At 73.1% G+C, this 24,044-nt stretch carries 27 protein-coding genes and 2 pseudogenes; 24 read left to right on the top strand and 5 right to left on the bottom strand.

Annotated elements, in window-relative coordinates:
• Nucleotides 1-30: 30 nt before the first annotated feature.
• From REH70_RS20865 to flgN, 3 genes and pseudogenes are all read right to left on the bottom strand, one after another.
• Nucleotides 31-453 (bottom strand): annotated as a pseudogene (locus tag REH70_RS20865) (flagellar hook-associated protein FlgK); the annotation flags it as partial.
• The gene (locus REH70_RS16720; RefSeq protein ID WP_310749029.1) at nucleotides 348-824 is read right to left on the bottom strand and encodes a flagellar basal body protein; all 477 of its coding nucleotides are present in this window, start codon (nucleotides 822-824) and stop codon (nucleotides 348-350) included. The pseudogene REH70_RS20865 and the gene REH70_RS16720, both read right to left, overlap by 106 nt.
• Before the next feature lie 14 nt (nucleotides 825-838).
• The gene (flgN, locus tag REH70_RS16715) at nucleotides 839-1,321 is read right to left on the bottom strand and encodes a flagellar export chaperone FlgN (RefSeq protein WP_310749027.1); all 483 of its coding nucleotides are present in this window, start codon (nucleotides 1,319-1,321) and stop codon (nucleotides 839-841) included.
• A gap of 505 nt (nucleotides 1,322-1,826) precedes the next feature.
• On the opposite strand from flgN, the gene REH70_RS16710 reads away from it, so the two are divergent.
• The 5 genes from REH70_RS16710 (at nucleotide 1,827) to REH70_RS16690 (ending at nucleotide 6,583) form a co-directional block, all read left to right on the top strand.
• Nucleotides 1,827-2,720: a sigma-70 family RNA polymerase sigma factor gene (locus REH70_RS16710; protein ID WP_310749025.1), complete on the top strand. Its 894-nt coding sequence runs from the start codon at nucleotides 1,827-1,829 to the stop codon at nucleotides 2,718-2,720.
• A gap of 297 nt (nucleotides 2,721-3,017) precedes the next feature.
• Nucleotides 3,018-4,190 (top strand): flagellin, encoded by a 1,173-nt coding sequence (locus REH70_RS16705; protein ID WP_310749023.1) that lies wholly within the window; start codon nucleotides 3,018-3,020, stop codon nucleotides 4,188-4,190.
• Between the two features lie 152 nt (nucleotides 4,191-4,342).
• Nucleotides 4,343-5,752, top strand: a complete 1,410-nt coding sequence (gene fliD / locus REH70_RS16700) for a flagellar filament capping protein FliD (RefSeq protein WP_310749021.1) — start codon at nucleotides 4,343-4,345, stop codon at nucleotides 5,750-5,752.
• A gap of 25 nt (nucleotides 5,753-5,777) precedes the next feature.
• Nucleotides 5,778-6,236, top strand: coding sequence for a flagellar export chaperone FliS (locus REH70_RS16695; RefSeq protein WP_310749019.1), 459 nt, complete (start codon nucleotides 5,778-5,780; stop codon nucleotides 6,234-6,236).
• Nucleotides 6,233-6,583 (top strand): hypothetical protein, encoded by a 351-nt coding sequence (locus REH70_RS16690; protein WP_310749017.1) that lies wholly within the window; start codon nucleotides 6,233-6,235, stop codon nucleotides 6,581-6,583. Before REH70_RS16695 ends, REH70_RS16690 begins: the two co-directional genes overlap by 4 nt.
• Before the next feature lie 122 nt (nucleotides 6,584-6,705).
• Here REH70_RS16690 and REH70_RS16685 read toward each other — a convergent pair whose 3' ends face one another.
• The gene (locus tag REH70_RS16685) at nucleotides 6,706-7,635 is read right to left on the bottom strand and encodes a DUF559 domain-containing protein (protein WP_310749015.1); all 930 of its coding nucleotides are present in this window, start codon (nucleotides 7,633-7,635) and stop codon (nucleotides 6,706-6,708) included.
• Between the two features lie 391 nt (nucleotides 7,636-8,026).
• Between REH70_RS16685 and REH70_RS16680 the strand changes: the two genes are divergently transcribed.
• From REH70_RS16680 to REH70_RS16645, 8 genes and pseudogenes are all read left to right on the top strand, one after another.
• Complete coding sequence (locus REH70_RS16680) at nucleotides 8,027-8,368, top strand: flagellar basal body protein (protein WP_310749013.1); 342 nt, start codon at nucleotides 8,027-8,029, stop codon at nucleotides 8,366-8,368.
• Entirely contained in the window at nucleotides 8,368-8,778 is a 411-nt protein-coding gene (flgC, locus tag REH70_RS16675) for a flagellar basal body rod protein FlgC (RefSeq protein ID WP_310749011.1), read from the top strand. The genes REH70_RS16680 and flgC overlap by 1 nt, the downstream gene beginning before the upstream one ends.
• Nucleotides 8,778-9,095, top strand: coding sequence for a flagellar hook-basal body complex protein FliE (gene fliE, locus REH70_RS16670; RefSeq protein ID WP_310749009.1), 318 nt, complete (start codon nucleotides 8,778-8,780; stop codon nucleotides 9,093-9,095). The genes flgC and fliE overlap by 1 nt, the downstream gene beginning before the upstream one ends.
• On the top strand, nucleotides 9,095-10,678 hold the full coding sequence (fliF, locus tag REH70_RS16665) for a flagellar basal-body MS-ring/collar protein FliF (protein WP_310749006.1): 1,584 nt from the start codon (nucleotides 9,095-9,097) through the stop codon (nucleotides 10,676-10,678). Before fliE ends, fliF begins: the two co-directional genes overlap by 1 nt.
• Before the next feature lie 64 nt (nucleotides 10,679-10,742).
• Nucleotides 10,743-11,744: a flagellar motor switch protein FliG gene (gene fliG / locus REH70_RS16660; protein ID WP_310754367.1), complete on the top strand. Its 1,002-nt coding sequence runs from the start codon at nucleotides 10,743-10,745 to the stop codon at nucleotides 11,742-11,744.
• Nucleotides 11,737-12,303 (top strand): annotated as a pseudogene (locus REH70_RS16655) (FliH/SctL family protein); the annotation flags it as partial. The gene fliG and the pseudogene REH70_RS16655, both read left to right, overlap by 8 nt.
• 57 nt (nucleotides 12,304-12,360) lie before the next feature.
• Nucleotides 12,361-13,704 (top strand): FliI/YscN family ATPase, encoded by a 1,344-nt coding sequence (locus REH70_RS16650; RefSeq protein WP_310754365.1) that lies wholly within the window; start codon nucleotides 12,361-12,363, stop codon nucleotides 13,702-13,704.
• Nucleotides 13,704-14,483 carry a flagellar FliJ family protein gene (locus tag REH70_RS16645; protein WP_310749004.1) on the top strand — a complete coding sequence of 260 codons (780 nt, stop codon included), beginning with the start codon at nucleotides 13,704-13,706 and terminating at the stop codon, nucleotides 14,481-14,483. Before REH70_RS16650 ends, REH70_RS16645 begins: the two co-directional genes overlap by 1 nt.
• A gap of 921 nt (nucleotides 14,484-15,404) precedes the next feature.
• Here REH70_RS16645 and REH70_RS16640 read toward each other — a convergent pair.
• The gene (locus REH70_RS16640) at nucleotides 15,405-15,554 is read right to left on the bottom strand and encodes a hypothetical protein (protein WP_310749002.1); all 150 of its coding nucleotides are present in this window, start codon (nucleotides 15,552-15,554) and stop codon (nucleotides 15,405-15,407) included.
• A 3-nt stretch (nucleotides 15,555-15,557) separates the two neighbouring features.
• On the opposite strand from REH70_RS16640, the gene REH70_RS16635 reads away from it, so the two are divergent.
• The 11 genes from REH70_RS16635 (at nucleotide 15,558) to fliP (ending at nucleotide 24,042) form a co-directional block, all read left to right on the top strand.
• The gene (locus REH70_RS16635) at nucleotides 15,558-15,929 is read left to right on the top strand and encodes a flagellar hook-length control protein FliK (RefSeq protein ID WP_310749000.1); all 372 of its coding nucleotides are present in this window, start codon (nucleotides 15,558-15,560) and stop codon (nucleotides 15,927-15,929) included.
• A gap of 114 nt (nucleotides 15,930-16,043) precedes the next feature.
• The gene (locus tag REH70_RS16630) at nucleotides 16,044-16,535 is read left to right on the top strand and encodes a flagellar hook capping FlgD N-terminal domain-containing protein (RefSeq protein ID WP_310748998.1); all 492 of its coding nucleotides are present in this window, start codon (nucleotides 16,044-16,046) and stop codon (nucleotides 16,533-16,535) included.
• A 59-nt stretch (nucleotides 16,536-16,594) separates the two neighbouring features.
• The gene (locus REH70_RS16625) at nucleotides 16,595-17,857 is read left to right on the top strand and encodes a flagellar hook protein FlgE (protein WP_310748996.1); all 1,263 of its coding nucleotides are present in this window, start codon (nucleotides 16,595-16,597) and stop codon (nucleotides 17,855-17,857) included.
• Between the two features lie 260 nt (nucleotides 17,858-18,117).
• The gene (locus REH70_RS16620; protein ID WP_310748994.1) at nucleotides 18,118-18,387 is read left to right on the top strand and encodes a flagellar FlbD family protein; all 270 of its coding nucleotides are present in this window, start codon (nucleotides 18,118-18,120) and stop codon (nucleotides 18,385-18,387) included.
• Nucleotide 18,388: 1 nt separating this feature from the next.
• The gene (locus REH70_RS16615; RefSeq protein WP_310748992.1) at nucleotides 18,389-19,162 is read left to right on the top strand and encodes a motility protein A; all 774 of its coding nucleotides are present in this window, start codon (nucleotides 18,389-18,391) and stop codon (nucleotides 19,160-19,162) included.
• A complete protein-coding gene (locus tag REH70_RS16610; RefSeq protein WP_310748990.1) occupies nucleotides 19,159-20,118 on the top strand; it encodes a flagellar motor protein MotB in 960 nt (319 codons plus the stop codon). The genes REH70_RS16615 and REH70_RS16610 overlap by 4 nt, the downstream gene beginning before the upstream one ends.
• Before the next feature lies 1 nt (nucleotide 20,119).
• The gene (locus REH70_RS16605; protein WP_310748988.1) at nucleotides 20,120-20,647 is read left to right on the top strand and encodes a flagellar basal body-associated FliL family protein; all 528 of its coding nucleotides are present in this window, start codon (nucleotides 20,120-20,122) and stop codon (nucleotides 20,645-20,647) included.
• Between the two features lie 206 nt (nucleotides 20,648-20,853).
• Nucleotides 20,854-21,795 (top strand): FliM/FliN family flagellar motor switch protein, encoded by a 942-nt coding sequence (locus REH70_RS16600; protein WP_310748986.1) that lies wholly within the window; start codon nucleotides 20,854-20,856, stop codon nucleotides 21,793-21,795.
• Entirely contained in the window at nucleotides 21,795-22,520 is a 726-nt protein-coding gene (gene fliN / locus REH70_RS16595) for a flagellar motor switch protein FliN (RefSeq protein WP_310748983.1), read from the top strand. Before REH70_RS16600 ends, fliN begins: the two co-directional genes overlap by 1 nt.
• A complete protein-coding gene (locus REH70_RS16590) occupies nucleotides 22,520-23,134 on the top strand; it encodes a flagellar biosynthetic protein FliO (protein WP_310748981.1) in 615 nt (204 codons plus the stop codon). The genes fliN and REH70_RS16590 overlap by 1 nt, the downstream gene beginning before the upstream one ends.
• Before the next feature lie 56 nt (nucleotides 23,135-23,190).
• Entirely contained in the window at nucleotides 23,191-24,042 is an 852-nt protein-coding gene (gene fliP, locus REH70_RS16585) for a flagellar type III secretion system pore protein FliP (RefSeq protein WP_396134766.1), read from the top strand.
• The last annotated feature ends 2 nt before the right edge of the window (nucleotides 24,043-24,044 follow it).

Raw genomic sequence — 24,044 nt, 5'->3', positions numbered from 1 at the left:
GCTGTGCAGGTCGGTGCCGGTGCCGGCCCATCGCACCGTGACGGCGGAGCCCATGGTGAAGGTGTCCTGCGTGGTCTCGAGGGCGTGGGCGCGGTCGCCGCGCACGAGAGCGTTGCCGGCGACCATGACGTCGAGCGTGCCGTCCTCGCGCTCGACTCCGCTCGCCCCGACCTGGCCGGCGAGCTGGGTCACCAGGCGGCTGCGCTGGTCGACGAGCTCGTTGGCCGGGGTCCCGGACGACGTGAGGGCGCGGATGCGACCGTTCAGGTCGGCGACCGCAGCGGCGGTCGAGTTGACGTCGACCACGGTGGCCTCGAGCTCGGTGCGGGCCTGACCCCACTGCGTGGTCACCGCGGCGTGGCCGGCGGTGATGCGGGCGGCGAGCGCGTTCGCGTCCTCGAGGACGACGGCGCGGGCGGCGTCGGAGTCGGGCGTGTTGCCGAGCTCCCCCAGCTGGACCAGAACTGGTTCAGCGCGTGGGACACGCCCTTGTCGCCGGGCTCGGCGATCGTCGACTCCAGACGGCCGTACACCTCGGCGCGCGTGGCGGTGAAGGAGGCGGCGCCGGTCTCGGCGCGCAGCCGGGCGTCGGCGAAGACGTCACCGAGCCGGGCGATGCCGGTGACCCGGGTGCCGTTGCCGACCGAGGCGCCGCCGGAGTGCAGCGACGGCACGGAGACCGGCTCGACGCCGGTCAGGTCGGCGCGCTGACGGGTGTAGCCGACGGTGTTGGCGTTGGCGACGTTCTGGCCGGCGACCTCGAGGGCCTGGCGCTGGGCGTGCAGCGAGCTGAGGGCCGTGGACAGGCCGGAGAAGGTGCTCATGTGGTGGGTGCCCCCTAGAAGGATTCGTCGATGAGCTGGGCGGTGGCGGATCCGGCGGACGCGGTGCCGCGGGGGTCGTAGGTCTGCACGGTCTCCTGGAGGCTGAGCAGGGTCTCCTGCGCGGCACGGTGCGACGTGGCCAGCAGGTCACGGTTGCCGTGAGCCACGCCCTGGATCTGGGTGGTGAGCGCGGCGAAGGCCTCGCGGTGGCTGGCGAGCAGGTCGTTCCACGGCTCGGGCGCGGCCTTCGCCATCGCCAGCAGTCCGGCGCCCGGCTCGAGGCCCAGCTCGGCGGCGGCGGCGTCGGCCTCCATGGCCCGCCCGAGCTCCGCGGTGCGGATCTGGTCGAGCACCTGCTCGACCTCGCGGGTCGCGTGACCCAGCCAGCGGCTCCGACCGCTCGAGAGGACGAGCTGCTCCTCCTCGAGCTTGAAGAGCAGCAGCTCGAGCAGCTGACGCTCCCGCCACAGCACGGCCGACAGCTCCGCCACACCCATACGAGATCTCCCTTGCGCGGTCGTGCCCCGGTGGGGGCGTCCCCTGTGTCATCGGCGGTGCCCGGCGGGATGTGACGGATCGGCGGCGGTCGGATCGGCCATCGGTGCGCAACCCGGACATCCCGGCAGGACGACGCCTCGCGGGCGCGCGCGTAAGAGCCAACGAGGCGTCGTCGTCGGGCGCGGGCGCGGGCATCGGCGAGGCACCCGGGAGGGGCAGGAGCGAAGGTCTGTGCGATGGGTGCGGAGGCACGGTGACCAGGGGCGGGCGCGCAGGCGCGCCGAGCGGCTGCGGTGAGCCGCCCGGATGGCCGAGACGGCCTCGGACGTGAGGACTTCGACAACGCTTTTGGTGTGACCTGGGCCATACCGCTATGTCATGGACGCGTCAAATGTCCAGGTCGGAGCGTTGTCGAGGAGGCCGGCTCGGCCGACCTGAGAAATCTCTGAGAAGTATCTTCGCACTCGGGCTCAAGCCGGTTCCGCTGTGGGCCGAAGGGGTGGTGTGCGCAACTCACCCGAAGCCGTCAACGACCTCGTCACGGCCAACCTGCCCCTCGTCGGCTACCACGTCTCCGAGCTCCTCGGCCGTGTCCCGGCTTACGTCTCCCGCGACGACCTGAGCTCCGCCGGGTCTCTCGCGCTGGTCCAGGCCGCCCAGGCCTACGACGCCGAGACCGGCGTCCCCTTCGCCCGCTACGCCGCCCTCCGCATCCGCGGTGCGCTGCTCGACGAGCTCCGCTCGATGGACTGGGTCTCGCGTGGCGCCCGCCAGCGTGCCCGCCGGGTCAGCACGACGTCGGACGAGCTGACCTCGAAGCTGGGCCGGACCCCCAGCCGCGAGGAGATCGCCTCCGCGATGGGCACCGGGGTGGCCGAGGTCGACGCCGCCCGCAGCGACGCCGACCGTCGCATCCTCTCCATCGAGGCGTTCGACTCCGCGATCGCGGACACCGTCTCCGAGCCGAGCATCGGCCCGGAGGAGAACGTCCTCGTCAACGAGAAGATGCAGCACCTGCACGCCGCGGTGAAGGCGCTGCCCGAGCGGCTGCGGTACGTCGTCGAGGAGCTCTTCTTCCACGACCGTCCGGTCGTCGAGCTCGCCGAGGAGCTCGGCGTGACGCAGTCCCGCATCAGCCAGCTGCGCACCGAGGCGCTCGGGCTCATGAAGGACGGCATGAACGCGTCCCTCGAGCCGACCCTCGTCCCGGTCGCCGAGCGTCCGGACGGCGTCGCCGAGCGTCGCCGCAAGGCGTACTTCGACCTCGTCGCCCAGCAGGCGTCGTTCCTGGCCCGCGCGTCGACGATCGCGTCGACCGGCCCGGCCGTGCTGCCGCAGCAGCGTCCGTCGGCCGTGCCGGCCGCCGCGCACGCGTCGGAGGTCGCCTACGCCGGCTGACGCACCACCGGACCGCCACGGTCCGTCCTCCCGTCCGGGATGACGATCGAGGCGCACGGTGTGCGCACGCATCACGTGCCTCGACCGCCCACTCACGGAACGTCGCAACGCCCCTCATCCCTCGCGGGATGGTGGGCGTTCGTCGTTGGTGGTCCCGGTGTCGGGTCTGAGCTCCGGGAGCTGTGAAAACTCGTCCGACGAAAACCTCATCGCCCCCGGGGGGAGACCGATGAGCAAGGTGTCAGCCCATGGATGGGCGAACAGCAAGTCCGAGCCAACACACGGAGGAAAAACATCATGGCTCTCTCGATCAACCAGAACATCGCGGCGATGAACTCGTACCGCAACCTGTCCAACACGCAGAACGACCAGGCGAAGTCCCTCGAGAAGCTCTCGAGCGGGTTCCGCATCAACCGCGCGGCGGACGACGCTGCTGGTCTGGCCATCTCCGAGGGCCTGCGCTCGCAGGTCGGCGGTCTGAAGGTCGCGGCCCGCAACGCCCAGGACGGCATCTCGGTCGTGCAGACCGCTGAGGGCGCCCTGACCGAGGTGCACTCCATCCTGCAGCGCGTGCGTGACCTTGGCGTGCAGGCCGGTAACGACTCCAACAACGCGGAGGCTCGTAAGAACATCGACACCGAGGCGACGCAGCTCGTCTCCGAGCTGGATCGCATCGCTCAGTCGACCAACTTCAACGGCACCAAGCTCCTCGACGGCAGCGCCGGCGGCGGCAGCGGCAAGCTGAAGTTCCAGGTCGGCGCCGACGGCAACGGGAACAGCCAGATCGAGGTCAACCTTTCCTCGGCCAACATCGCGTCCATCGCGAAGGAGCTCTCGACTGGCACTTTGGCGACGAAGGGCACCGAGTTCAACGTCGACCGCACGGCGCTGGCCGCCGGCGACTACAGCTTCGCGGTGGACAACGGCTCCGGCGTTACTTCGGATGTCGTGGTGAGCCTGGCTTCCGCGCCGGCCAGCGTGCAGGGCCTGGCAGACGCCCTGTCGGCGGACGAGAACTTCAACGCCAACTTCACGGTCGACGTGATCAAGGACGTCGATGGTGCCGCTACCGGCATCACGGTCAAGGCGATCAACGGCGGAACGGTGGGGGCAGCAGACCCCGGTGCAGGCGTCGACGGGGGTAACCCCGTGGCGGCCACCAAGGTCGGTCTCGACTTCTCGTCGGCGACGGCTGCGCAGGAGTCGATCAACCTGCTGGACGAGAAGATCAAGGACGTCTCGACCGCTCGTGCCAACCTGGGTGCTCTCCAGAACCGCTTCGAGCACACCATCAAGAACGTCAACGTCGCCGTGGAGAACCTCTCCGCGTCCGAGTCCCGGATCCGCGACACCGACATGGCCTCCGAGATGATGAACATGACCCGTTCGCAGATCCTCTCGCAGGCGGGTACGGCCATGCTCTCGCAGGCCAACCAGATCCCCCAGGGCGTCCTGTCCCTCCTGCGGTGATCTGAGCCGGCGTGAGCCGGTGCACCACAGCACGACCTGAACGACCGCAGTACCGACCGGCGGTGGGTGACCTGATCGTCGCCCACCGCCGGTCGTCCTCCGCCGCCCCTCGGGCGGCCGTACGTCGCACGACCACCAGGGGGACGAAACGCATGGCTTCGATGGGCATCGACGGGATCGTCAGCGGTCTCGACACCACGGCACTGATCAACAGCCTCATGCAGGTCGAGGCCATGCCGCAGACCCTGCTCAAGTCCAAGGTCAGCACGACCCAGAGCTTCATCTCGGCGCTCCAGGGCCTGAACACCAAGGTGGCGTCGCTCGGCGATGCGGCCAAGGCCGCCGCCAAGGCCGAGTCGTGGGGAGCCGCCACCGCCTCGAGCTCGGCGAAGAGCGTCACGGCGACGGCCAAGGCCGGTGCGGGCGTCTCATCGCTCAGCTTCACCGTCGACCAGCTCGCGACCGGTCAGACGTCCCTCAGCCCGAAGATCGCGTCACTGGCGAAGCTCTTCGCCACCTCTGAGCAGCCCGACGGCGCCGTCCCAGCGAGCGTCACCCTCAAGAGCGGTGCCGCCGGCGCGGAGAAGTACACGACCGTGTCGTTGACCGACGTGAAAGACCTCGCCGGCTTCGCTGCGGCGCTGAACAAGTCCGACGCCGGTGTCACCGCGACGGTCGTGACCGTGTCGCCGACCGAATCGCGTCTGCAGATCACCTCCAAGGCGACCGGCACCCCGGCGGCCTTCGACCTGTACAGCGGCACGGTGACCGCCGAGACGACGTCGCCCACAGCGGTCATGAGCCGCGCGGACGCCCTCACGAAGCCGACCGATGCGCAGATCACCCTCTGGGCCGGCAAGACCGGCTTCGAGGAGAAGGTGACCTCGGCGACGAACACGTTCAGTGGCGTCCTCACCGGTGTGGACCTGACGGTCACCGCCCAGGAGAAGGACCCGGTCACCGTCACGGTCGTCCGGGACGACGCGGCGCTCAAGAAGCTCGCGTCCAATCTCGTCGGTGCCCTCGGCGTCGTCTTCTCGGAGGTGAAGTCGCGCACCGCCGCCAGCACCACCACGTCGGCCGACGGCCGCACCGTCATCAGCGGTGGTGTCCTCTCCGGGGACAGCGCGACCCGTGGTGTGAACCAGAAGGTGCTCGCCGCCGCGTCGCAGCCGGTCGACGGCATCTCGCCGTCGGAGGTCGGCATGGTGCTCGGCCGTGACGGCACCATCACGTTCGACGACGCGAAATTCACCGCCGCGATGGCCGCCGACCCGAACAGGGTGCAGGCGGTCGTCATGGGCGTCGCCGCGCGCGTGGCCGACGCCGCCAAGGAGATCGCCGACCCCATCGACGGCTCCCTCTCGCTCAAGGTCAAGTCGCAGGAGACGTTCAGCAAGAACCTCTCCCAGCAGGTCAGCGACTGGGACCGCCGTCTCGAGGTGCGACGCGCCGGGCTGCAGGCCACCTACACCGCTATGGAGGTCGGCCTCAGCGGCCTCCAGGCGCAGGGCAGCTGGCTCTCCGGCCAGATCAGCGCCCTCATGGCGAACAACCGCTGACGACCGACAGACCCCGGAGCACCCCATGAACTACGCCCTGACCCGCAACCGGTTCCTCGACAACGCCGTCGCCACCGCCGGCCCCCAGCAGATCCTCACGATGCTGTACGACCGCCTCGTGCTGGACCTGTCCCGTGCCGAGGCGTCGCAGCGCGCGGGTGACCGCTCCGCCGCGGCCGACCAGCTCGACCATGCGCAGGAGATCGTCTCGTCGCTCGCCTCGACGCTCCAGGTCGACGCCTGGGACGGCGGGAAGCCGCTCATGGAGATCTACATGTTCCTGCTGCGCGAGCTCATGGGCTGCTCGATCTCCGGTGACGCCGACCGCACCGCGAAGGCCCGCGACCTCGTCATCCCGCTGCGGGACGCGTGGCACGAGGCCGCCGCGACCCTGGCGGCGTCGGCCACCCCCGTCATCCCGACCCAGCGCACCGCGCCCGCCTTCGGCGAGCCCGCGGTGGGCGGTGAGCTCGGCATCGGATGACCGCGGTGCTCGCGGGCGCCGACGTCGCGCCCGCGTGGGACGCGGCGTGGTCGGACGCGCTCGCCGAGCTCGAGCTCAGCGTCGACGAGGCCGAGGCGCTGCTCGTCACGGGCCACGCAGCAGCGCGCCGCGACGCGATGCGGTTGGCCGCCTGGACGCCACCGTCCGGCCTCGGGATGCTGCCCGCCCCACTCCTCGATCGGGCGCGCGCCCTGCTGGCGCGTCAGCTCCGCGTCGCCCAGCAGCTCGCCGACGCGGCGTCGCACAGCCGCCGCCAGCTGCGCGCCGTCGAAGGCATGCGCGCCGACGCCGAGTCCACCCCCGTCTACCTCGACACCGCCGGCTGACCACCGCCGAGTGCGACCTTCTCCACCTGTCGCGTCACCGCACAGGTGGATTTCGTCGCACTCGCGTAGGGCGGTGACCTCGACTCCTGCCGAGTGCGACCTTCTCCACGTTTGGTGGCGCGTCATGGGTGGGTTTCGTCGCACTCGGGGTCAACTCGCCGTGACGTCGCGGCCGTGCGGCGTAGATCCCGGATCATGCCGACCACCCGCGCCTCGTCGCGCATCTGGTGGCGGTCGATCACCAGCACTCGCCAGCCGCAGGCGTGCAGCGCGTTCAGGCGTCGGCGGTCGTGCATGATCTGCGCTGGGTCGTCATGGTGGCTGCCGTCGTACTCCAGCGCGAGTCGCAGCTCGGGCCACGCGAGATCGACCCTCGCCACGAATCGCCCGTCGGCGTCCCGGACGGTGTGCTGGAGCACCGGCCGGTCGAAACCGGCCTCGGCCACGAGGAGGCGCAGCAGCGACTCCCGCATCGACTCGGACCGTCCGTCCATCTCGGCCAGCGCCGGAGTGAGCCGGGTCAGGTGCCGAGCGCCGCGGTGCACGCGGGCGAGGCGGGCGACGTCGTCGGCGGTGACACCGGTCGCGCGGGCGAGGGCGTCGAGCAGGGGCACCGACTCACGCAGGACACCACGTCGACCCACGTCGAACGCGGTGCGCGCCGGCGTCGTGGTCGGACCCCACGCGGAGGCGACCCACTCGCCCGGCAAGAGCACGTCGCCACGAACCCTCACCTGCGCGCGGTTCCGGACCCGCCGGTCCGGAGGAAGGATCACCTCGACGGGTGTGTCCTCGGAGGCGACCTCGACGCCCCAGGCCCAGAGCGCGGACCGTCCGCCCAGGACGGCGTCGTCGGGCAGGACCGTCCGCGCCGCCCGGATCCGCGCGGCGTGGGTGACCTGGAGGGTGGCGCAGGCGTGCGCGCCCTGCAGCATCGGTCGGTACGAGGGGCCTTCCAACGTCCGGTCGGTGACGCTGACGGCGAGGGCGTCGCGCCGCGAGAACGGCGTCGACGTGAGCTGTGAGGGGATCGGGGTGAGTGGCCGTGGCATCCCGACACGGTGGGCCGACGCCCGGGCCGGTCGGCCCGAGTCGACGCGTCCCGGTGGACGACGGTGCCCCGCGCACGCCCGAGGACGCCCACACCCGCACCCTGCCGCCGCGAGTGCGACGTTCTTCACCCGTCGCAAGCCGCGACGGGTGGAAAAGGGTCGCACTCGGCGAAGACGACGCTCCGACTGGGCACGAGTGCGACGTTCCCCACCCTTCGCGGGCCGTGACGGGTGGAAAAGGTCGCACTCGGCAGGGGAGGGCGCCGCAGGTCGGGTGGCACAAACACCTCACACCGACCCGCATCGCACCGATGAGCAGCGTGAGCATGGATCGCTCGACTCGCAGGCCACGGACCGGCCGTCTTCACCGTCTCCCCGAGGTGGCCTCCACGTGCTCTCTTCCGTGTCCTTCGTCGCGCTCAGCAGCGCGCTGGACGGCCTCGCGCTGCGCCAGCGCGTCATCGCCGACAACGTCGCCAACATCCAGACTCCCGGCTTCCTCGCCGGTCGAGTCGCCTTCGAGGACTCCCTCGCTGCCGCGGTGTCCAGCGGCTCCGGCGCCGTGACACCGTCCGTGGCTCGCTCGCTCGAGCCCACCCGCACCGACGGCAACAACGTGAACCTCGACGCGGAGACGCTGCTGAACGTCGACACGCAGCTGCGCTACCAGGTCGCCACGCAGGCCATGGACGGCCAGTTCTCGTCCATGCGGATCGCGATGAGGACCTCCTGATGACCACCTTCGGCGCGATCGGCATCGCGAGCACCGGCCTGACCGTCCACCGCAAGTGGCTGGACGCCGTCTCGGACAACCTCGCCAACATCAACACGGTGCGCTCCACCGACGAGGCGGCCTTCCAGGCCAAGTACGTCGTCGCGGAGGCCGCCAACTACGGCAACGACGGGCTCGGTGACGGCGTGCGCGTCCGCGGCATCGAGCTCGGCAGCGCCGAGGGCCGGATGACGTACGAGCCCGACCACCCGCTGGCCGACGCCGAGGGGTACGTCCGGCGTCCCGACATCGACATGTCCAGCCAGATGACCCAGCTGATCATGGCCCAGCGCGGCTACCAGGCGAACGCCGCCATCGTGGACCGCGCCAAGGAGTCCTACCAGGCAGCCCTCCAGATCGGACGTAGCTGATGTCCATCCCCGCCATCGGTGCCGTCACCGGCGTCGCCCCGACGAGCTACCTGGGCGCGGCCGAGCAGGCCGCGACCCCGAGTGCCCCCGGCGCCGACGCCGCCTTCGGTGCGGCCCTCACCGGCTCCATCGACAACCTCCAGGGTCTGCAGTCGACCTCGGGTGACCTGGCCATCAAGGCCGTCACCGGTGACCTCGACGACATCCACGACTACACGATCGCCTCGAGCCAGGCCAAGATCGCCCTCGAGCTGACCGCCGCCGTCCGCAACAAGGCCGTCGAGGCCTTCACCGAGATCATGAGGATGCAGGCCTGATGCCCGCTCAGCTCACCTCCGCGGTCGAGCGCCTCAAGGCGGTCGTCGCGCAGTTCACCCTCGCCCAGCGCACCCTGGCGCTCATCGGCGTCGCCGGCCTCGTGCTGGGGCTGATCGCCCTGTCGAGCTGGATGACAAAGCCGACGATGAGCCCGCTGTTCAGCGGCGTCTCCGCGGCCGACGCCAGCGCGATCGTCGACCAGCTCAACGGCGAGGGCGTCCCGTACGAGCTCGCCGATGGCGGCTCGACCATCCTCGTCCCGGCCGACAAGCTCTACGCGACCCGGCTCTCCGTCGCAGCTGCGGGGCTCCCGGCGTCGTCCGACGGCGGCGGCTACTCGCTCCTGGACGACATGGGCATGACGGCCTCGGAGTTCCAGCAGCAGGTCACCTACCAGCGCGCGATGGAGGGTGAGCTCTCCAAGACCATCGGCGCGATCAAGGGAGTCGAGGCCGCCACGGTCAAGCTCGCGATGCCCGAGGAGACGGTGTTCGTCGCCGAGAAGGCCGACCCCACGGCGTCAGTCTTCGTCCAGACGAAGCAGGGCGTGACCCTCGAGTCGGGCCAGGTCCAGTCGATCGTCCACCTCGTCTCGTCCGGCATCCAGGGCATGAGCCCGACCGACGTCGCCGTCATCGACGCCCAGGGCCGGGTGCTCTCCGCGATCGGCGGCGCCGCCGGCAGCGGGCTCTCCGACCAGCAGACCGGTGAGTACGAGCAGCGCGTGAGCGCCTCGGTCCAGGCGATGCTCGACCGCCTCGTCGGCCCCGGCAAGGCCGTGGTCGCCGTCAACGCCGAGCTCAACTACGACAACACCGACCGCACGTCGGAGACGTTCGACGCGACCGAGGGCGTCCCGCCGCTGTCGTCGTCGACCACCCGCGAGGAGTACACCGGCACCGGCGGCACGCCCGTCGGCGGGGTGCTCGGCCCGGACAACATCGCGGTCCCGGGCGGCGCAGGCAACGCCGACGGCACGTACCTCAAGGAGAGCGAGGTCACGAACCCGGCCGTCAACAAGGTCACCGAGCGGACCACCACCGCGCCCGGCAGCGTCGAGCGCCAGTCGGTCTCCGTGGTCGTCGACGCCGCCGCCGGTGGCGCCCTCAACATGGTCGAGCTCGAGGGACTCGTCGCGGCGGCAGCCGGCATCGACGCGGCCCGCGGCGACACCGTCCAGGTCTCCCGGATGGTCTTCGACACCCAGACCGCCGACGCCGCCCAGGAGGCGCTGGCCATCGCCGCCGCCGAGGAGAAGGCGGCCGAGCAGGCCGAGCTCATCCGCAGCGCAGCGATCGCGGGCGGGATCGTGCTCCTGCTGCTGGTGATGGCGATCATGGCCAAGCGCCGGTCCAGCCGGGCCCGCCGCGAGGCGCTCGACCTCGGCGAGCTGCAGGTCGTGGACACCACACCGCGCCTGCCGTTCGACGACGACGACGCCGTGCTCGCCCTGCCGGCCCCCGAGCCGACCGTCGACGAGGCCGCCATCCGGCGCGCCGAGATCGGTGCCCTCGCGGAGGAGCAGCCCGGTGAGGTCGCCGACCTGCTGCGCGGGTGGCTCGTGGAAGGGGGCAAGCGATGACCGTCGCGACCGTCGAGGCGACCGAGACCACCGTCGTCCCCGTACCCCCGGCCCCCGGCCGGTGATGGCGCTGACCGGCGTGCAGAAGGCCGCCGTCGTCATCATGCAGCTCGGCCGGGAGCGCGCCGCCAAGGTCATGGCGCAGCTCGGCGAGCAGGAGATCGACGAGATCACCGCCGAGATCGTCCGGCTCGAGAAGATCGACGGGTTCACCGCCGAGAGCGTGCTCGAGGAGTTCCACGCGGTCTCCATCGCCGGGCCGAACCTCATCGCCCGTGGCGGCCTGAACTACGCGCAGGAGCTGCTCGAGGCGTCGCTGGGCGCCGAGCGGGCCGCGAGCGTCATGGAGCGCCTCGCGACCCAGATGGCCGGCCAGCCGTTCGAGTTCCTGCAGCAGGCCGACGCCCGCCAGATCCACTCGCTGCTCACCGGCGAGCACCCGCAGACGGTCGCCCTGGTGCTCGCGCACCTGCGCCCGGAGCACGCGTCGGCGATCATGGCCGGCCTGCCGGGGGACACCCAGGCCGAGGTCGCGCACCGCATCGCCCTCATGGAGCGCGCGGCGCCCGACGTCGTCGCGGTCGTCGCCGACAACCTCCAGCGCAAGGCGTCCTCGGTGCTCGCGCCGCAGGAGCTCTCCGCCGTGGGCGGCGTCCAGCCGCTCGTCGAGATCATCAACCGGGCCGACCCCGGCACCGAGAAGATGATCCTCGAGGGCCTGGAGATCCGGGACAAGGAGCTCGCGGAGGAGGTCCGCAGCCGGATGTTCGTGTTCGCCGACGTCGTCATGCTCGACGACCGCGCCGTGCAGGTCGTCCTGCGCGGGGTGGAGACCGCGACGCTGTCCGTCGCGCTCAAGGGTGCCCCGGACGAGGTGCGGCAGAAGATCCTCACCAACCTGTCCGAGCGTGCCCGCGAGAACCTCGTCGAGGAGATCGACCTGCTCGGCCCGACGCGTATGTCGCAGGTCGAGGAGGCCCGCGCGGGCATCGTCCAGGCCATCCGCCGACTCGAGGAGAGCGGCCAGATCGTCATCCGTCGCGAGGGCGAGGACGAGTATGTCTGAGCCGGTCGTCACGACCTTCCGGCCGTCGCCGGTGGGTGCCGTGCTCGACGGCGACGGTGCGGCCGGCCGCGCGGTCGCCGAGGCCCGTGCGGCCGGCTGGGCCGCCGGCTGGGCCGCCGGGACCCGCGCGGCCGCCGAGGCCGCCCGGACCCAGCGCGAGGCTCTCGCGGCCGAGCACCGTGCCGCCGAGGCGGCGCGGGACGGGCAGGTCGCCGCCGCGCTCGCCGTCCTGCGCCGCGCGGCCGACGCCGCCGCGGCGCGCGTCGTGCCGGTGCTCGACGCCGCCGCGGCGAGCCTCGACGAGGGCGCCGTCCTGCTCGCGCAGGCCGTGCTCGGCACCGAGCTCGCCGACGGCCCGGACCGGGCGCGTGCCGCGTTGGCCCGGGCCCTGAGCGTGCCGGCCGACGCCGGTGTGCACACCGTCCGGCTGCACCCGGCCGACCTCGCCACGCTCGCGACGCTCGACGTGGAGCTCCCGGCCGACGTCCGGCTCGTCGGCGATCCGGGCCTGCGCCCCGGCGACGCACTGAGCGAGCTCCCCGACGGCTTCCTCGACGCCCGCATCGGCACCGCCGTCGACCGCGCCGCCCGCGCGCTCGCCGGCACGGGGAGGGGCGTGAGCACGCTCCTCGGCCCCGCCCTCGCTGGGCGCGACGCCCGCTGGCGGTCGGTGCTCGCCGCCGCCGCACCGGAGCGGGTCGGCTCGGTCCGCACCGTCCTCGGGCTGTCGGTCGAGGTCGCCGGCGTCGACTGCGCCGTCGGCGGCCTCGTCCGCATCGGCGACCCGGGCCACGGCGACGTGCTCGCCGAGGTCGTCGCGACCACGAGGGACACCGTGCAGTGCATGCCGCTCGGCGCCGTCGACGGGCTGCGCGCCGGGACGCCGGTCCGCAGCCTGGGCCGGTCGCTGACCGCACCGGTCGGACGCGGCCTGCTGGGTCGGGTGCTCGACGGGCTCGGCCGGCCGATCGACGGCAAGGGTCCGCTGGCCGCGGCCGGCTCCGTCCCGATCGCGCAGGCGGCGCCGAACGCGATGACCCGCCAGCGCGTGGACACCCCGCTGAGCCTCGGCGTCAAGGTCATGGACACCCTGACGACCGTCGGCCGCGGCCAGCGCATGGGCCTGTTCGCCGGGTCCGGCGTCGGCAAGTCGTCCCTGCTGTCCATGATCGCGCGCGGCACCGACGCCGAGCTGACCGTCATCGCCCTCGTCGGCGAGCGCGGCCGTGAGGTCCGGGAGTTCCTCGAGGACGACCTCGGCCCCGAGGGTCTCGCGCGCTCCGTCGTCGTCGTCGCGACGTCGGACGAGCCCGCGCTCGTCCGGCTGCGCTCGGCGTTCCTCGCGACCCGGATCGCGGAGTCGTTCCGCGACGAGGGGGCCGACGTCGTCCTCATGATGGACTCGCTGACCCGCGTCGCCATGGCGCAGCGCGAGATCGGCCTGTCCGTCGGCGAGCCGCCGGCGACCCGCGGCTACCCGCCGTCCACCTTCTCGCTGCTCGCGCAGCTGCTCGAGCGCGCCGGCACCGGCGCGACCGGGTCCGTCACCGGGCTGTACACGGTGCTCGTCGACGGCGACGACCACAACGAGCCGGTCGCCGACGCCGCCCGCTCCATCCTCGACGGCCACATCGTGCTGGACCGACGCCTCGCCGTCGCCGGGCACTTCCCGAGCATCGACGCGCTCGGGTCCATCTCGCGCGTCGCCTCGCGGGTCACGACCCGGGAGCAGCGGGCGCTCGCGACCGCGCTGCGGACGGTGATGGCCGCGCGCAAGCAGGCGCAGGACCTCATCGACGTCGGCGCGTACGCCGCCGGCACGAACCCCCTGGTCGACGCCGCCGTCACCCACGCCGACGCGATCGACGACTTCCTGCGCCAGGCCATGGACGACCAGGTGCCGGCCGCCGACGCGTGGCAGCGCCTGGGCCGGCTGGTCGGCACCCTCGGGGTGGTCTGATGGAACGCGCCTTCCGGCTCGCCGGGCTGCTGCGGCTGCGCACGATGCAGGAGGAGCAGGCGGCGGCCCGGCTGGCCGCCGCGAACGGCGCCCTGCGCGTCGCCGAGCAGCGGCGGACGGCCACGCTCGGCAGCCTCGCCGGTCACGCGATGCCCCCGACCGGCGACGCCGGCGCGTGGAGCGTCGCCGTCGCCGGGCGGTCGGCGCTGCGGCACCTGCTCGCGGACGCCGCGGTCGACGTGCACCACGCCGGCGAGGAGGTCGGTGCGCACACCGCGCAGTGGTCGGCCGCGCGCTCGCGGTCCGTCGGTCTGGAGAAGCTGCAGGACCAGCACCGCGCCGCGGTCGCCGCCGACGACGCCCGCGCCGAGCAGATCGCCCTGGACGAGGTCGCCGCGCGGACCCGGCGTCCGGCCCTCGGCGCCGTCCCGGCCGCCGTCCCGGGCGCACCCGCCCGCCCCACGTCTACCACCTCCACCCATGCCGCCCGCCCGCAGCGATCGCCGCTGCCGCTGCTCACCCAGGAGCCCCCGCATGAGCCTGCCGATCGCCGCGCCGACCACCGGCCGCAACGACCCGGCCGTGGCGGGCGCCCGCCCTCGCACCGCCCCCGGCCAGCGCGGCCACGACTTCGCCGCTGTCCTCGGCAGCCAGCTGCAGCCCAGCGCCCGGCCGGAACGAGGGGCCGAGACCCCGCGCGGCGACGTCCGCGACCGCGGGCCGCTGGACTCCCGCGCCGCCCTCGCGCGCGCCGCGCAGCGCCGCACCGAGGCCCGTGACGACGCGCGGATGACGCCCTCGCGCGACGACGCCCGCCGCCCCGACCCGACGCGACGCCCGGGGCCGAGCCGTCCGGAGCCGACCCGTCGTCCGGATCCGAGCCTCCCCGCCGCGACGCGACGCCCGGACCCGACGCGCCCCGGTGACCGCGGTGCCCGTCCCGAGACCGTCCGCGGCGACGCGGCCGGGTCGGACCGCGGAGCCCGCACCGACGCCGCCGGCGAGCGGACGGCGCCCGACGCACCCGCCGACGACCACGGCACCGGCACGCCCACGGGCGACGGGTCCGCGACGAGCGGGACGGGCACGCCCCACGGGGAGACGCCCCCGGCGGAGACCCACGCGGTCGGCGGCGAGGCGTCCGCCGACACGGGTAGCGCCGAGGCGTCCGCCGACGCGGCGGAGACTGGTGCGGCACCGGCCGGCCACCCGACGTCCGGCACCCCGGTACCGGGCACGGCCGCCGTCGTCGGGGCGCCGTCGGCCGCCGTCGAGCAGCCGACACCCGGCGCCACGACCGCGCCCGGCGGGGAGCCCGCGGTCACGGATGCGAGGCCCGCCCCGGCTGCTGCCCTCGTGCTCGCGGGTCTGGTGAACGGCACCGCGATCACCGGCACCGCGATCACCGGCAGCGCGACACCCGGCACCCCGACCACCGGCACCGCGACCGCCGGGACCCCGGCCGCCGGCACGGACGCCACGACCGGCGGCACCTCCGCTGCGGGCGGTGCTCCCGTCGCGCCGGCCGCACCGGCCCCGGGTGCGGCGGCGCTGGGCCTGTCTGCCGCGCTCCCCGTCGGCCTCGAGGCCGTGGCGTCGGCGGCCACGGCCACGGCGACCGCGGTCGAGGCCCCGTCCACCGCGGCGACGGGTTCCGCGCCGGGTTCCGCGGCGGTCGACGCGGCCGCCGCCCGCGCCGGTCAGCCGTCCGTCGCGCCCGCCCCCGTCCCCGGTGGCGCGCCGACCGCGGCGCCGTCGGCCCCTATGCCGAGCATGCTGCCCGAGCGTGCGGTCGCCACCCAGCTCACCGCCCCGATCGCCTCGCTGCGCACCGCCGCGGCGGGGAGCACGTCATGGTCGTGCGGGTGTCGCCGGACTCGATCGGACCGGTCCGCGTCCGGGCGCACATCGGGCCCGAGGGAGTCCGGGTCGAGCTGCTCGGGGCCACCGAGCAGGCGCGCGAGGCGCTCAAGGTCGCCTTGCCCGATTTGCGCAGAGATCTCATCGCGGCCGGTCTGCCTGCCGATATCTCTCTCGGGACGGGTCGGCAGCAGTCGACCGGGACCGACACCGGCTGGGGCGGCAACGGGCCGACCGGTGACCCGCAGGGCCGCGAGCGCCGACCCGCTGCGGCGCCCACCGGCGCCGGGGCGCCCGCCGCGACCGTGACGGGTGCGCCCCGCACCGGGGCGAGCGGACTCGGTGGGCTCGACATCACGGTCTGACCGGTACCACCGCACGCCGAACGACAGCACGACCGAACGACCGCACGACCGCACGACCGCACGACCTCTGATCCACCCGGCCCGCACGCAGGGCCCGAGCAGTACGGAGCACGCATGAGCATCGAGACCGTCACAGCCGCCAGCGGAGGCATCTACTCGGCCGCCGCCGTCGAGGCGAGCGCCGCCAAGGACCCGGGCAAGCTCGACAAGCAGGCGTTCCTCGAGCTGCTCATCGCGCAGCTGAGCAACCAGGACCCGAGCTCGCCGATGGACAGCGACTCGCTCATGAACCAGACCACCCAGATGGCCTCGATGGAGGCCCTCACCGAGCTGTCCACCACGCAGCGGGAGAGCTTCGCGCTGCAGATGCGGGCGAACGCCATCGGCCTCGTGGGCCAGCAGGTCAGCTACGTCGGCGCCGACGGTGTCACGGCCGTCACCGGCACCGCCGGCGGCGTGTCCTTCGCCGGCCCGGTGCCGACCGTCGTCGTGGACGGCACCGAGGTGTCGCTCGACGCGGTCTCGGCCGTCACCGCCCGTCTGGCATCGAGCCAGGCACCGGCGCCCACGCCGGCACCGGCGGCCGCCCCGGCCACGGCCGTCTGACCCCGCACCGCTCGCCCGACCTCGCACCGCGACCCGACCCCTCCACCGAACGGACCCCCATGCTTCGCTCGCTCTTCTCCGGCATCAGCGGCCTGCGCGCACACCAGACGATGCTCGACGTCACCGGCAACAACATCGCCAACGTCAACACCGCAGGCTTCAAGTCGTCCCAGACGCAGTTCCAGGACACGCTGTCCCAGGTCCTGACCAACGGCGGGGGCGCGCAGGCCGGCGTCGGCGGGACCAACCCGGCACAGGTCGGGCTCGGCGTGCGGGTCGCGGGCATCACGACCAACTTCCAGCAGGGCTCGTCCCAGCTGACCAACCGCAGCACCGACATGATGATCAACGGCGACGGGTTCTTCACCGTCACCAAGGGCGACGAGCAGTTCTACACGCGCGCCGGGTCGTTCAACTTCAACTCCCTCGGCCAGCTCGTCACCAGCGACGGCGCACTCGTGCAGGGCTGGGCCGCCGGACCGGACGGCACCGTCGACGTCAACGGCCCGCTCAGCCCGCTGCAGCTGCCCATCGCCACTCTCATGGGCGCGAGCGTCACGACCCGCGCCGAGTTCAAGGGCAACCTGCCGGCGGACGCGACGGCCGGCGAGCCCGCCGGCATCGGCAAGGCGGAGGTGCCGCCCACGACGCTGCACCGGACCATCGACGTGTTCGACGACGCCGGCAACTCGCGCACCGTCGAGCTCACCTTCACCAAGGTCGCGTCCGCCACGGGCTCGCGCTGGGGCCTGAGCGCCTCCGACGGCACGGGTGCCGCGGGCCAGTTCGACGTCACCTTCGACGGCAGCGGCCAGCTCACCGACATCACGGCGCCCGGCGGCGCGCCCGACGGCGCCGCGACCACGTCGTTCGCGCTCGGCGGTGTCACCGTCGACCTGGCCGCGCTCACCGGGTACGCCGGCATCACCTCGGTCGAGGCGGCCGCGCAGGACGGCCAGAGGGCCGGCACGCTGCTGTCGTTCTCGCTCAGCCCGGACGGCACGCTCATGGGCTCGTTCAGCAACGGCCTCAAGCAGGCCGTCGGCCAGGTCGCACTCGCCAGCTTCGCGAACCCCACGGGTCTGCTGAAGGCGGGCGACTCGCTGTACCGGACCTCGGTCAACTCCGGCGACGCCATGGTCGGCGCGGCCGGCACCGGTGGCCGTGGGGCGCTCGCCGGCGGCGCGCTCGAGATGTCGAACGTGGACCTGTCGAGCGAGTTCACCAACCTCATCGTCGCCCAGCGAGGGTTCCAGGCGAACTCCCGCGTCATCACGACGTCGGACGAGCTGCTCCAGGAGCTCGTGAACCTCAAGCGGTAATTCCCCGCCAGCCTCGCCCAGTGCGACGAAATGGACCCTTCGGAAGGCTCGAAGGGTCCATTTCGTCGCACTGGGCGCAGGCGCGCCCGGCCGTGTTTCGAGAGGTGTGGCGCGCACGACGTCCGACCGGGGGACAGCGCTCTGACCTGCGACGCCGAATGCTCACAGCCCGGTGCGCGGGACCGATGAGTCGGGTACAGGGCTCATGGAAGGGCCCGCTGATCAACCCAGGGACGGACGCTGTGATCATCCTGACGCGCTTGAACGGGGGGCAGTTCTCCGTCAACCCGGATCTTCTGCAGCGCATCGACAGCGCCCCCGACACCATCCTCACCCTCGTCGACGGCACGAAGTACATCGTCGAGGAGAGCATGCCCCAGGTCATCGACCTGATCACCACGTACCGCGCGACCCTCGTCGCCCGCGCCCAGGACATGCAGCAGCACCTGGGTCTGTACGCGGCCCCCGACCTGCCCGACGACGACGCGCCGCTCGCGCCGCCCGTCCCGCTGCGCCCCCGGAGGAAGTGACATGGATCCGGCAACCATCATCGGCCTGGTCGTCGCCTTCGGCGCCGTCCTGGTCTCGATCTTCCTCGAGGGCGCGAGCCCCATGTCGGTCGTCCTGCCGGCGCCCATGATGCTCGTCATCGGCGGCACCCTGGGTGCCGGCCTCATCGGCAGCACGCTCAAGGACGCGATCTTCGCGTTCTCCTCGCTACCCAAGGCGCTGATGTTCAAGCCGCCGAGGACGACGGATGCGGTCGAGACGCTCGTCGGCCTCGCCGACCGTGCCCGCCGCGAGGGTCTCCTCGCGCTCGAGGACGCGGCCAAGGACATCGACGACGACTTCCTCAAGTCCGGCCTGCAGGGCGCGATCGACGGCACCGACCCGGAGGACCTGCGCGGCATCCTCGAGGACCGCGTGAACACCAAGCGCACGCGTGACAAGGGTGCGGCCAAGTACTTCGCCGACATGGGCGGCTACGCCCCGACGGTCGGCATCATCGGCACCGTCGTCTCGCTCGTGCACGTGCTCGAGAACCTCAACAAGCCCGACGAGCTCGGCCACATGATCGCCGCCGCGTTCGTCGCGACCCTGTGGGGCCTGCTCACCTCCAACCTCGTGTGGCTGCCGCTCTCCGCCCGGCTCAAGCGGGCGTCCGAGCTGGAGTGCGGCCACATGGAGCTCATCGTCGAGGGCCTCATGTCGGTCCAGGCCGGCGCCAACCCCCGCCTGGTCGGGGAGCGTCTGCGCAGCCTGCTGCCGGAGGAGCCCGCCAAGAAGGAGAAGGCGGCAGCGTGAGCGGGCCAGGGCACGGCGGGCGCCGCAAGCGGGGCGGCCACGAGGAGGAGCACGAGAACCACGAGCGCTGGGCGGTGTCCTACGGGGACATGATGACCGTCCTGTGCGCGCTGTTCATCGTGCTGTACTCGATGAGCCAGGTCGACCAGGTGAAGTACGAGCAGCTCGCGCAGTCGCTCTCCGAGGGGTTCAACGGCGGCAAGCCCGACGTCCTGAGCGGCAGCGACGGCGTCCTGACGGGCGTGACCGCGGGCAACCCGGACGTCCCGAAGGCCGAGCCGGTCGCACCGGTGGACCCGGCGGCCCTGCCGCCGACCGACCTGCAGCTCGCGACCGAGGAGGTCAGCCGGCTGCAGGACGTCCAGGCCGAGATCGAGGCGCGGCTCGCGGCGGTCGGCATGGGCCAGCAGGTCCGCTACCGCATCGACGAGCGCGGTCTGGTGATCGGGCTGGTCGCCAACGACGTGTTCTTCGACTCCGGCAGCGCCCGGCTGCAGCCCGCGGCCGACACGATCCTCGACGCCGCGGCGCCCGTGCTGGTGGCCATCCCGGACCGGATCTCGGTCGAGGGGCACGCCAACAACATCCCGATCTCCGGGCGCTACGCCACGAACTGGGAGCTGTCCTCCGACCGTGCGACCCAGGTGCTGCGGCACCTCGTCGAGGTGGACGGACTGCCCGGGGAGCGCATCTCCGCGGTCGGCTACGGGGACACCCGGCCGCTGGACCCCGGGACGTCACCCGAGGCGCTCGCGACCAACCGGCGGGTCGACCTGGTGATCCACAGCGGGATGCCCGAGACCGTCCGCGGGCTGTTCCCCTCCGTGGTCGACGGCACCGCCGTCCCGCCCGCCGCGACGCAGGCCGCCGCGACACCGACCGACCCCACCGACACCGCTCCGGCGGAGCCCGCCACGGCCTCCGCCGGCCACGACGACGACGACGAAGGACACTGACATGACGACCGAGCAGCGTGTGATGGTCGGGGGCCGTCGCCCCCTGAGCGAGGCCGCCGGCCGCGGCGCCGCGGCGCCGGAGGCGGCCCCCGAGCCGCCCAAGAAGGGCAAGAAGGGCGTCGTCGTCATCGCCGTCGTCGCCGTGCTGGTCGCCGCGGCCGCCGCGTGGTTCTTCCTGCTCAAGCCGGCCCCGGCGGCCGCCGAGGACGCCGCCGCCGCGCACGTCGAGGAGGAGGTCGAGCTCGGCGAGGTCCTCACCGTGGACCCGGTGAGCCTCAACCTCGCCAACGGGCGCTACCTGCGCCTGGGCCTGGCCCTGCAGATGTCGGCGGAGGCCGGCGGGTACGGCGAGCCGAACACCGCCGTCGCGCTGGACCACGCGATCGCCCTGTTCTCCGGGCGCGACATCGCCGAGGTTACCGACCCGGCGGCGCGTGACGCCCTCAAGGCCGAGCTCTCCGCCCAGCTGGCGGAGAGCTACCACGGAGAGGTGGTGGACGTCTACTTCACGGAGTACGTCACCCAGTGAGGTCGGCCGGGTCGCGCCACCGTGCGCGCCCGGCCTCCTCCCGCCGGCACGGATGCCGGTGATCACGCGGCGCCCGACGAAGGTGCAGCGGTGCCTCCGGTGAGCCTGAGCGGGCGCGTCGCCCGGGCACCGGGCACCACGCAAAAGGTGCACGCCGGGACAGACGCGGCCCTTTCCCTCACATGCCCCGCCACCACGACGATGTGGTGACCGTGACGGTCCAGGACATGCAGCGGGAGACCCCGCGGCGCAGCAAGAAGAGCGGTCTGCCTGAGGTCTACGACTTCCGCCGGCCGATGACGCTCGCCCGTGAGCACGGTCGCGTGCTCGAGCGGGCCTTCGAGACCTACGCCCGGCAGTGGGGCAACCAGCTCAGCGCGCGGCTGCGTGCGGTCTCGACGGTGACCCTCGAGTCGGTCGCGATGCAGACCTACGACGAGCACGTCCGGGCGCTGCCGCAGACGACCGTCCTGGTCATGTGCACGGTCGACCCGGGCCGCACCACCGCGGTCGTGCAGGTCCCCGGCGGCATGGTGATGAGCTGGATCGACCTCATGCTCGGCGGACCCGGGCGCCCCACCGGCGACGTGGACCGTGAGCTCACCGACATCGAGTACCAGCTCGTGCGCGCGCTCCTGCAGCACTCCCTCGCCGACATCGGCTACGCCTTCGCCTCGGTGCTGCCCATGGAGGTGACCGTCCGGGGCGTGCAGTACAACCCGCAGTTCCTCCAGGCCGTCCCGGCCTCGGTCCCCGTCATCGTCGCCACCTTCGCGGTGCGGGTCGGGGAGATCGAGGAGAGCGCGACGATGATGATCCCCGCCGACGTCCTGCTCGCCGGCGTCCGCGCCGGGGAGTCCGCGGACAGCCGGTCGCCCGAGGAGGTCGCCGCGCACGACGTCGCGCTGGCGCGCCTGGCGCGCGGGGTCGAGGACGTCCCCGTCCCGGTCGGCGTCCGCTTCAGCCCCGTCACCGTGCGCCCCACCGACGTCGTCGGCCTGACCGTGGGCGCCGTCCTGCACCTCAACCACCCCACCGCCCGCCCGCTCGACGTCGTCGTGGACGACGTCGTGCTCGCCCGTGCCGCCGCCGGGACCCAGGGCACGCGCCTCGCGTGCCGGATCGTGACCTCCGAGGAGAACGCCTGATGTCTGCCCGCACCGCCCCGGCCGTCGAGGCGCGCACCGCCGCCGACCTGCTCGTCGGCCTGCTGCCGTCGACCGTCCCCCTCGCCGTCACCCCGCTCGCCCCCGGCGCCGGCCCCGGCCCCTCCGAGACCGCGGTGGTCGCCACCTTCGTCGGTGCGACCAGCGTCGAGCTCGTACTGGTCGCCGAGCGTGCGGTGGCCGAGTCCCTCACCGGGCAGGGCGGCGCGCCGGTCTCGCTCGCCGACGCCCTGCGGCCCGCGCTCGAGGCGGCCTCCACCGCCTTCGGCCCCGGCGTGCTCGACGTCGCCGAGGTCCGCCCGGTGGGCGGCGACCTCACCGGCGAGGCGCTCACCGCGTTCTCCCTCGTGGCCGACGGCGCCCCGCAGGCCTGGTTCGGCGTGCGCACCCGCGCCCAGAAGCCGGGCGTCATCCCCAGCCAGCGCACCGGCGGCAGCGAGCGCGTGCCCTCCGCGCCCGCCGACCTGCGCCTGCTCTACGACGTCGAGATGACGCTCACCGCGGAGATCGGCCGCACCCGGCTGCCCGTGCGCCAGGTGCTCGAGCTCGTGCCCGGCTCGGTGCTCGAGCTCGACCGCGCCGCCGGCGCACCGGCCGACCTCATGGTCAACGGCCGCCTCATCGCGCGCGGCGAGGTCGTCGTCGTCGACGAGGACTACGGCATCCGCATCACCGAGATCATCGCGCCCGAGCAGGCCGCCGGCTGATGGACGCCGCACTCCTGGGCCTGCGGGTCCTCCTCGCCCTCGCCTGCGTGCTCGGTCTCATCTGGTTCACCGGACGGCGCCTGCAGGGCACCGCGACCGTGCGCAAGCAGCGCTCGGTGCCGCTGTCCGTGCTCGGGCGCCAGTCGCTCGGCAAGGGCGCCGGCATCGCGCTGGTGGAGGTGGCCGGCCGCGTGCTGCTGCTCGGCGTGGGTGACCAGGGCGTGCGGGTCCTCACCGAGGTCGACCTCCCGGCCGAGCCCGTGCCGGCCCAGCGCACCGCGGAGGTCCGGGAGGAGATCGACCTGTCCACCCTGCCCGACGACGTCGTCGAGGTCGCCCCGGTCGCCACGGACGACGTCGCGGTCATCGCCGCGGACGACGTCGCGCCCGGGACCGCTGCCGTCCCCGCGGCCCCTGCGGCCCTCGAGCCCGTCGACGCGGCCGACGGCGTGCCGACCCCGCACGCCGAGGGCACTGCGCGCCTGGCGGCGCTCGCCGGACTGGCCGCCACCTCGAGCTCCGCGCAGGCGGGCGCCCTGCAGGGCTCGGTCCTGTCGCCCGACACCTGGCGCCGCGCGGTCGACGTCGTGCAGCGCCGGACGGCCCGCCGGTGACCACGACGCTCCCGCGCCCGGTTGGTCCGGTGCGCCCGGCCGCGCGGCCGCGCCCGCTGGGTCCCGTGCGCCCCGCCCTGCGCCGCCCGCACCTGCGCACGTTCGTGCTGGTCGCCGTCGCGCTGCTCGTCGCGCTCGGGCTCACCGTCCTCGGTGCCGCCGGCGCCCAGGCCGCCCCGATCGACCCGGCCGCGCCCACGGCCCCCGCCGACCCCGCGGCGCCGACCGGCCCCGACCCGTCGGTCACGGTCGACCTCAACGGGGTCAACGGCACGCCCAGCAGCTCCATCGTCGTCCTGCTCGCGCTCACGGTGCTGTCCGTCGCACCGGCGCTGCTGCTGATGATGACGAGCTTCACCAAGATCTTCGTGGTGCTCGCGCTGACCCGGAACGCCCTCGGCCTCACCGGGGTGCCCCCGAACCAGATCCTGGCCGGCCTCGCGCTGTTCCTCAGCCTGTTCATCATGGCGCCGGTGGTCACCCAGGTGAACGACCTCGGCCTGCAGCCCTACCTCGACGGCACCCTGAGCTTCACCCAGGCGGTCGAGACCGGCCTCGTCCCGCTGCGCGAGTTCATGCTCGCCCAGACCCGGCAGGAGGACCTGGCGCTGATGACCCGCGCCGCGGACCTGCCGAACCCCGAGGACGCCGCCGCCGTCCCCACGCTGACCCTCATCCCGGCGTTCATGCTCTCCGAGCTGCGCTCGGCGTTCATCATCGGGTTCGTCATCTTCGTGCCGTTCCTGGTGATCGACCTGGTCGTTTCGGCCGCCCTCATGTCGATGGGCATGATGATGCTCCCGCCCGTCATGGTGTCGCTGCCGTTCAAGCTGCTGCTGTTCGTGCTCGTCGACGGCTGGGGCCTGATCGTCACCGCCCTGGTCGGCTCGTACGGAACCGGGGCCTAGAC

Origin of the sequence: Cellulomonas sp. ATA003 (genome assembly GCF_031582905.1) — a bacterium.
Taxonomy (GTDB): domain Bacteria; phylum Actinomycetota; class Actinomycetes; order Actinomycetales; family Cellulomonadaceae; genus Pengzhenrongella.
This window is presented reverse-complemented; position numbering and strand designations above follow the sequence as displayed.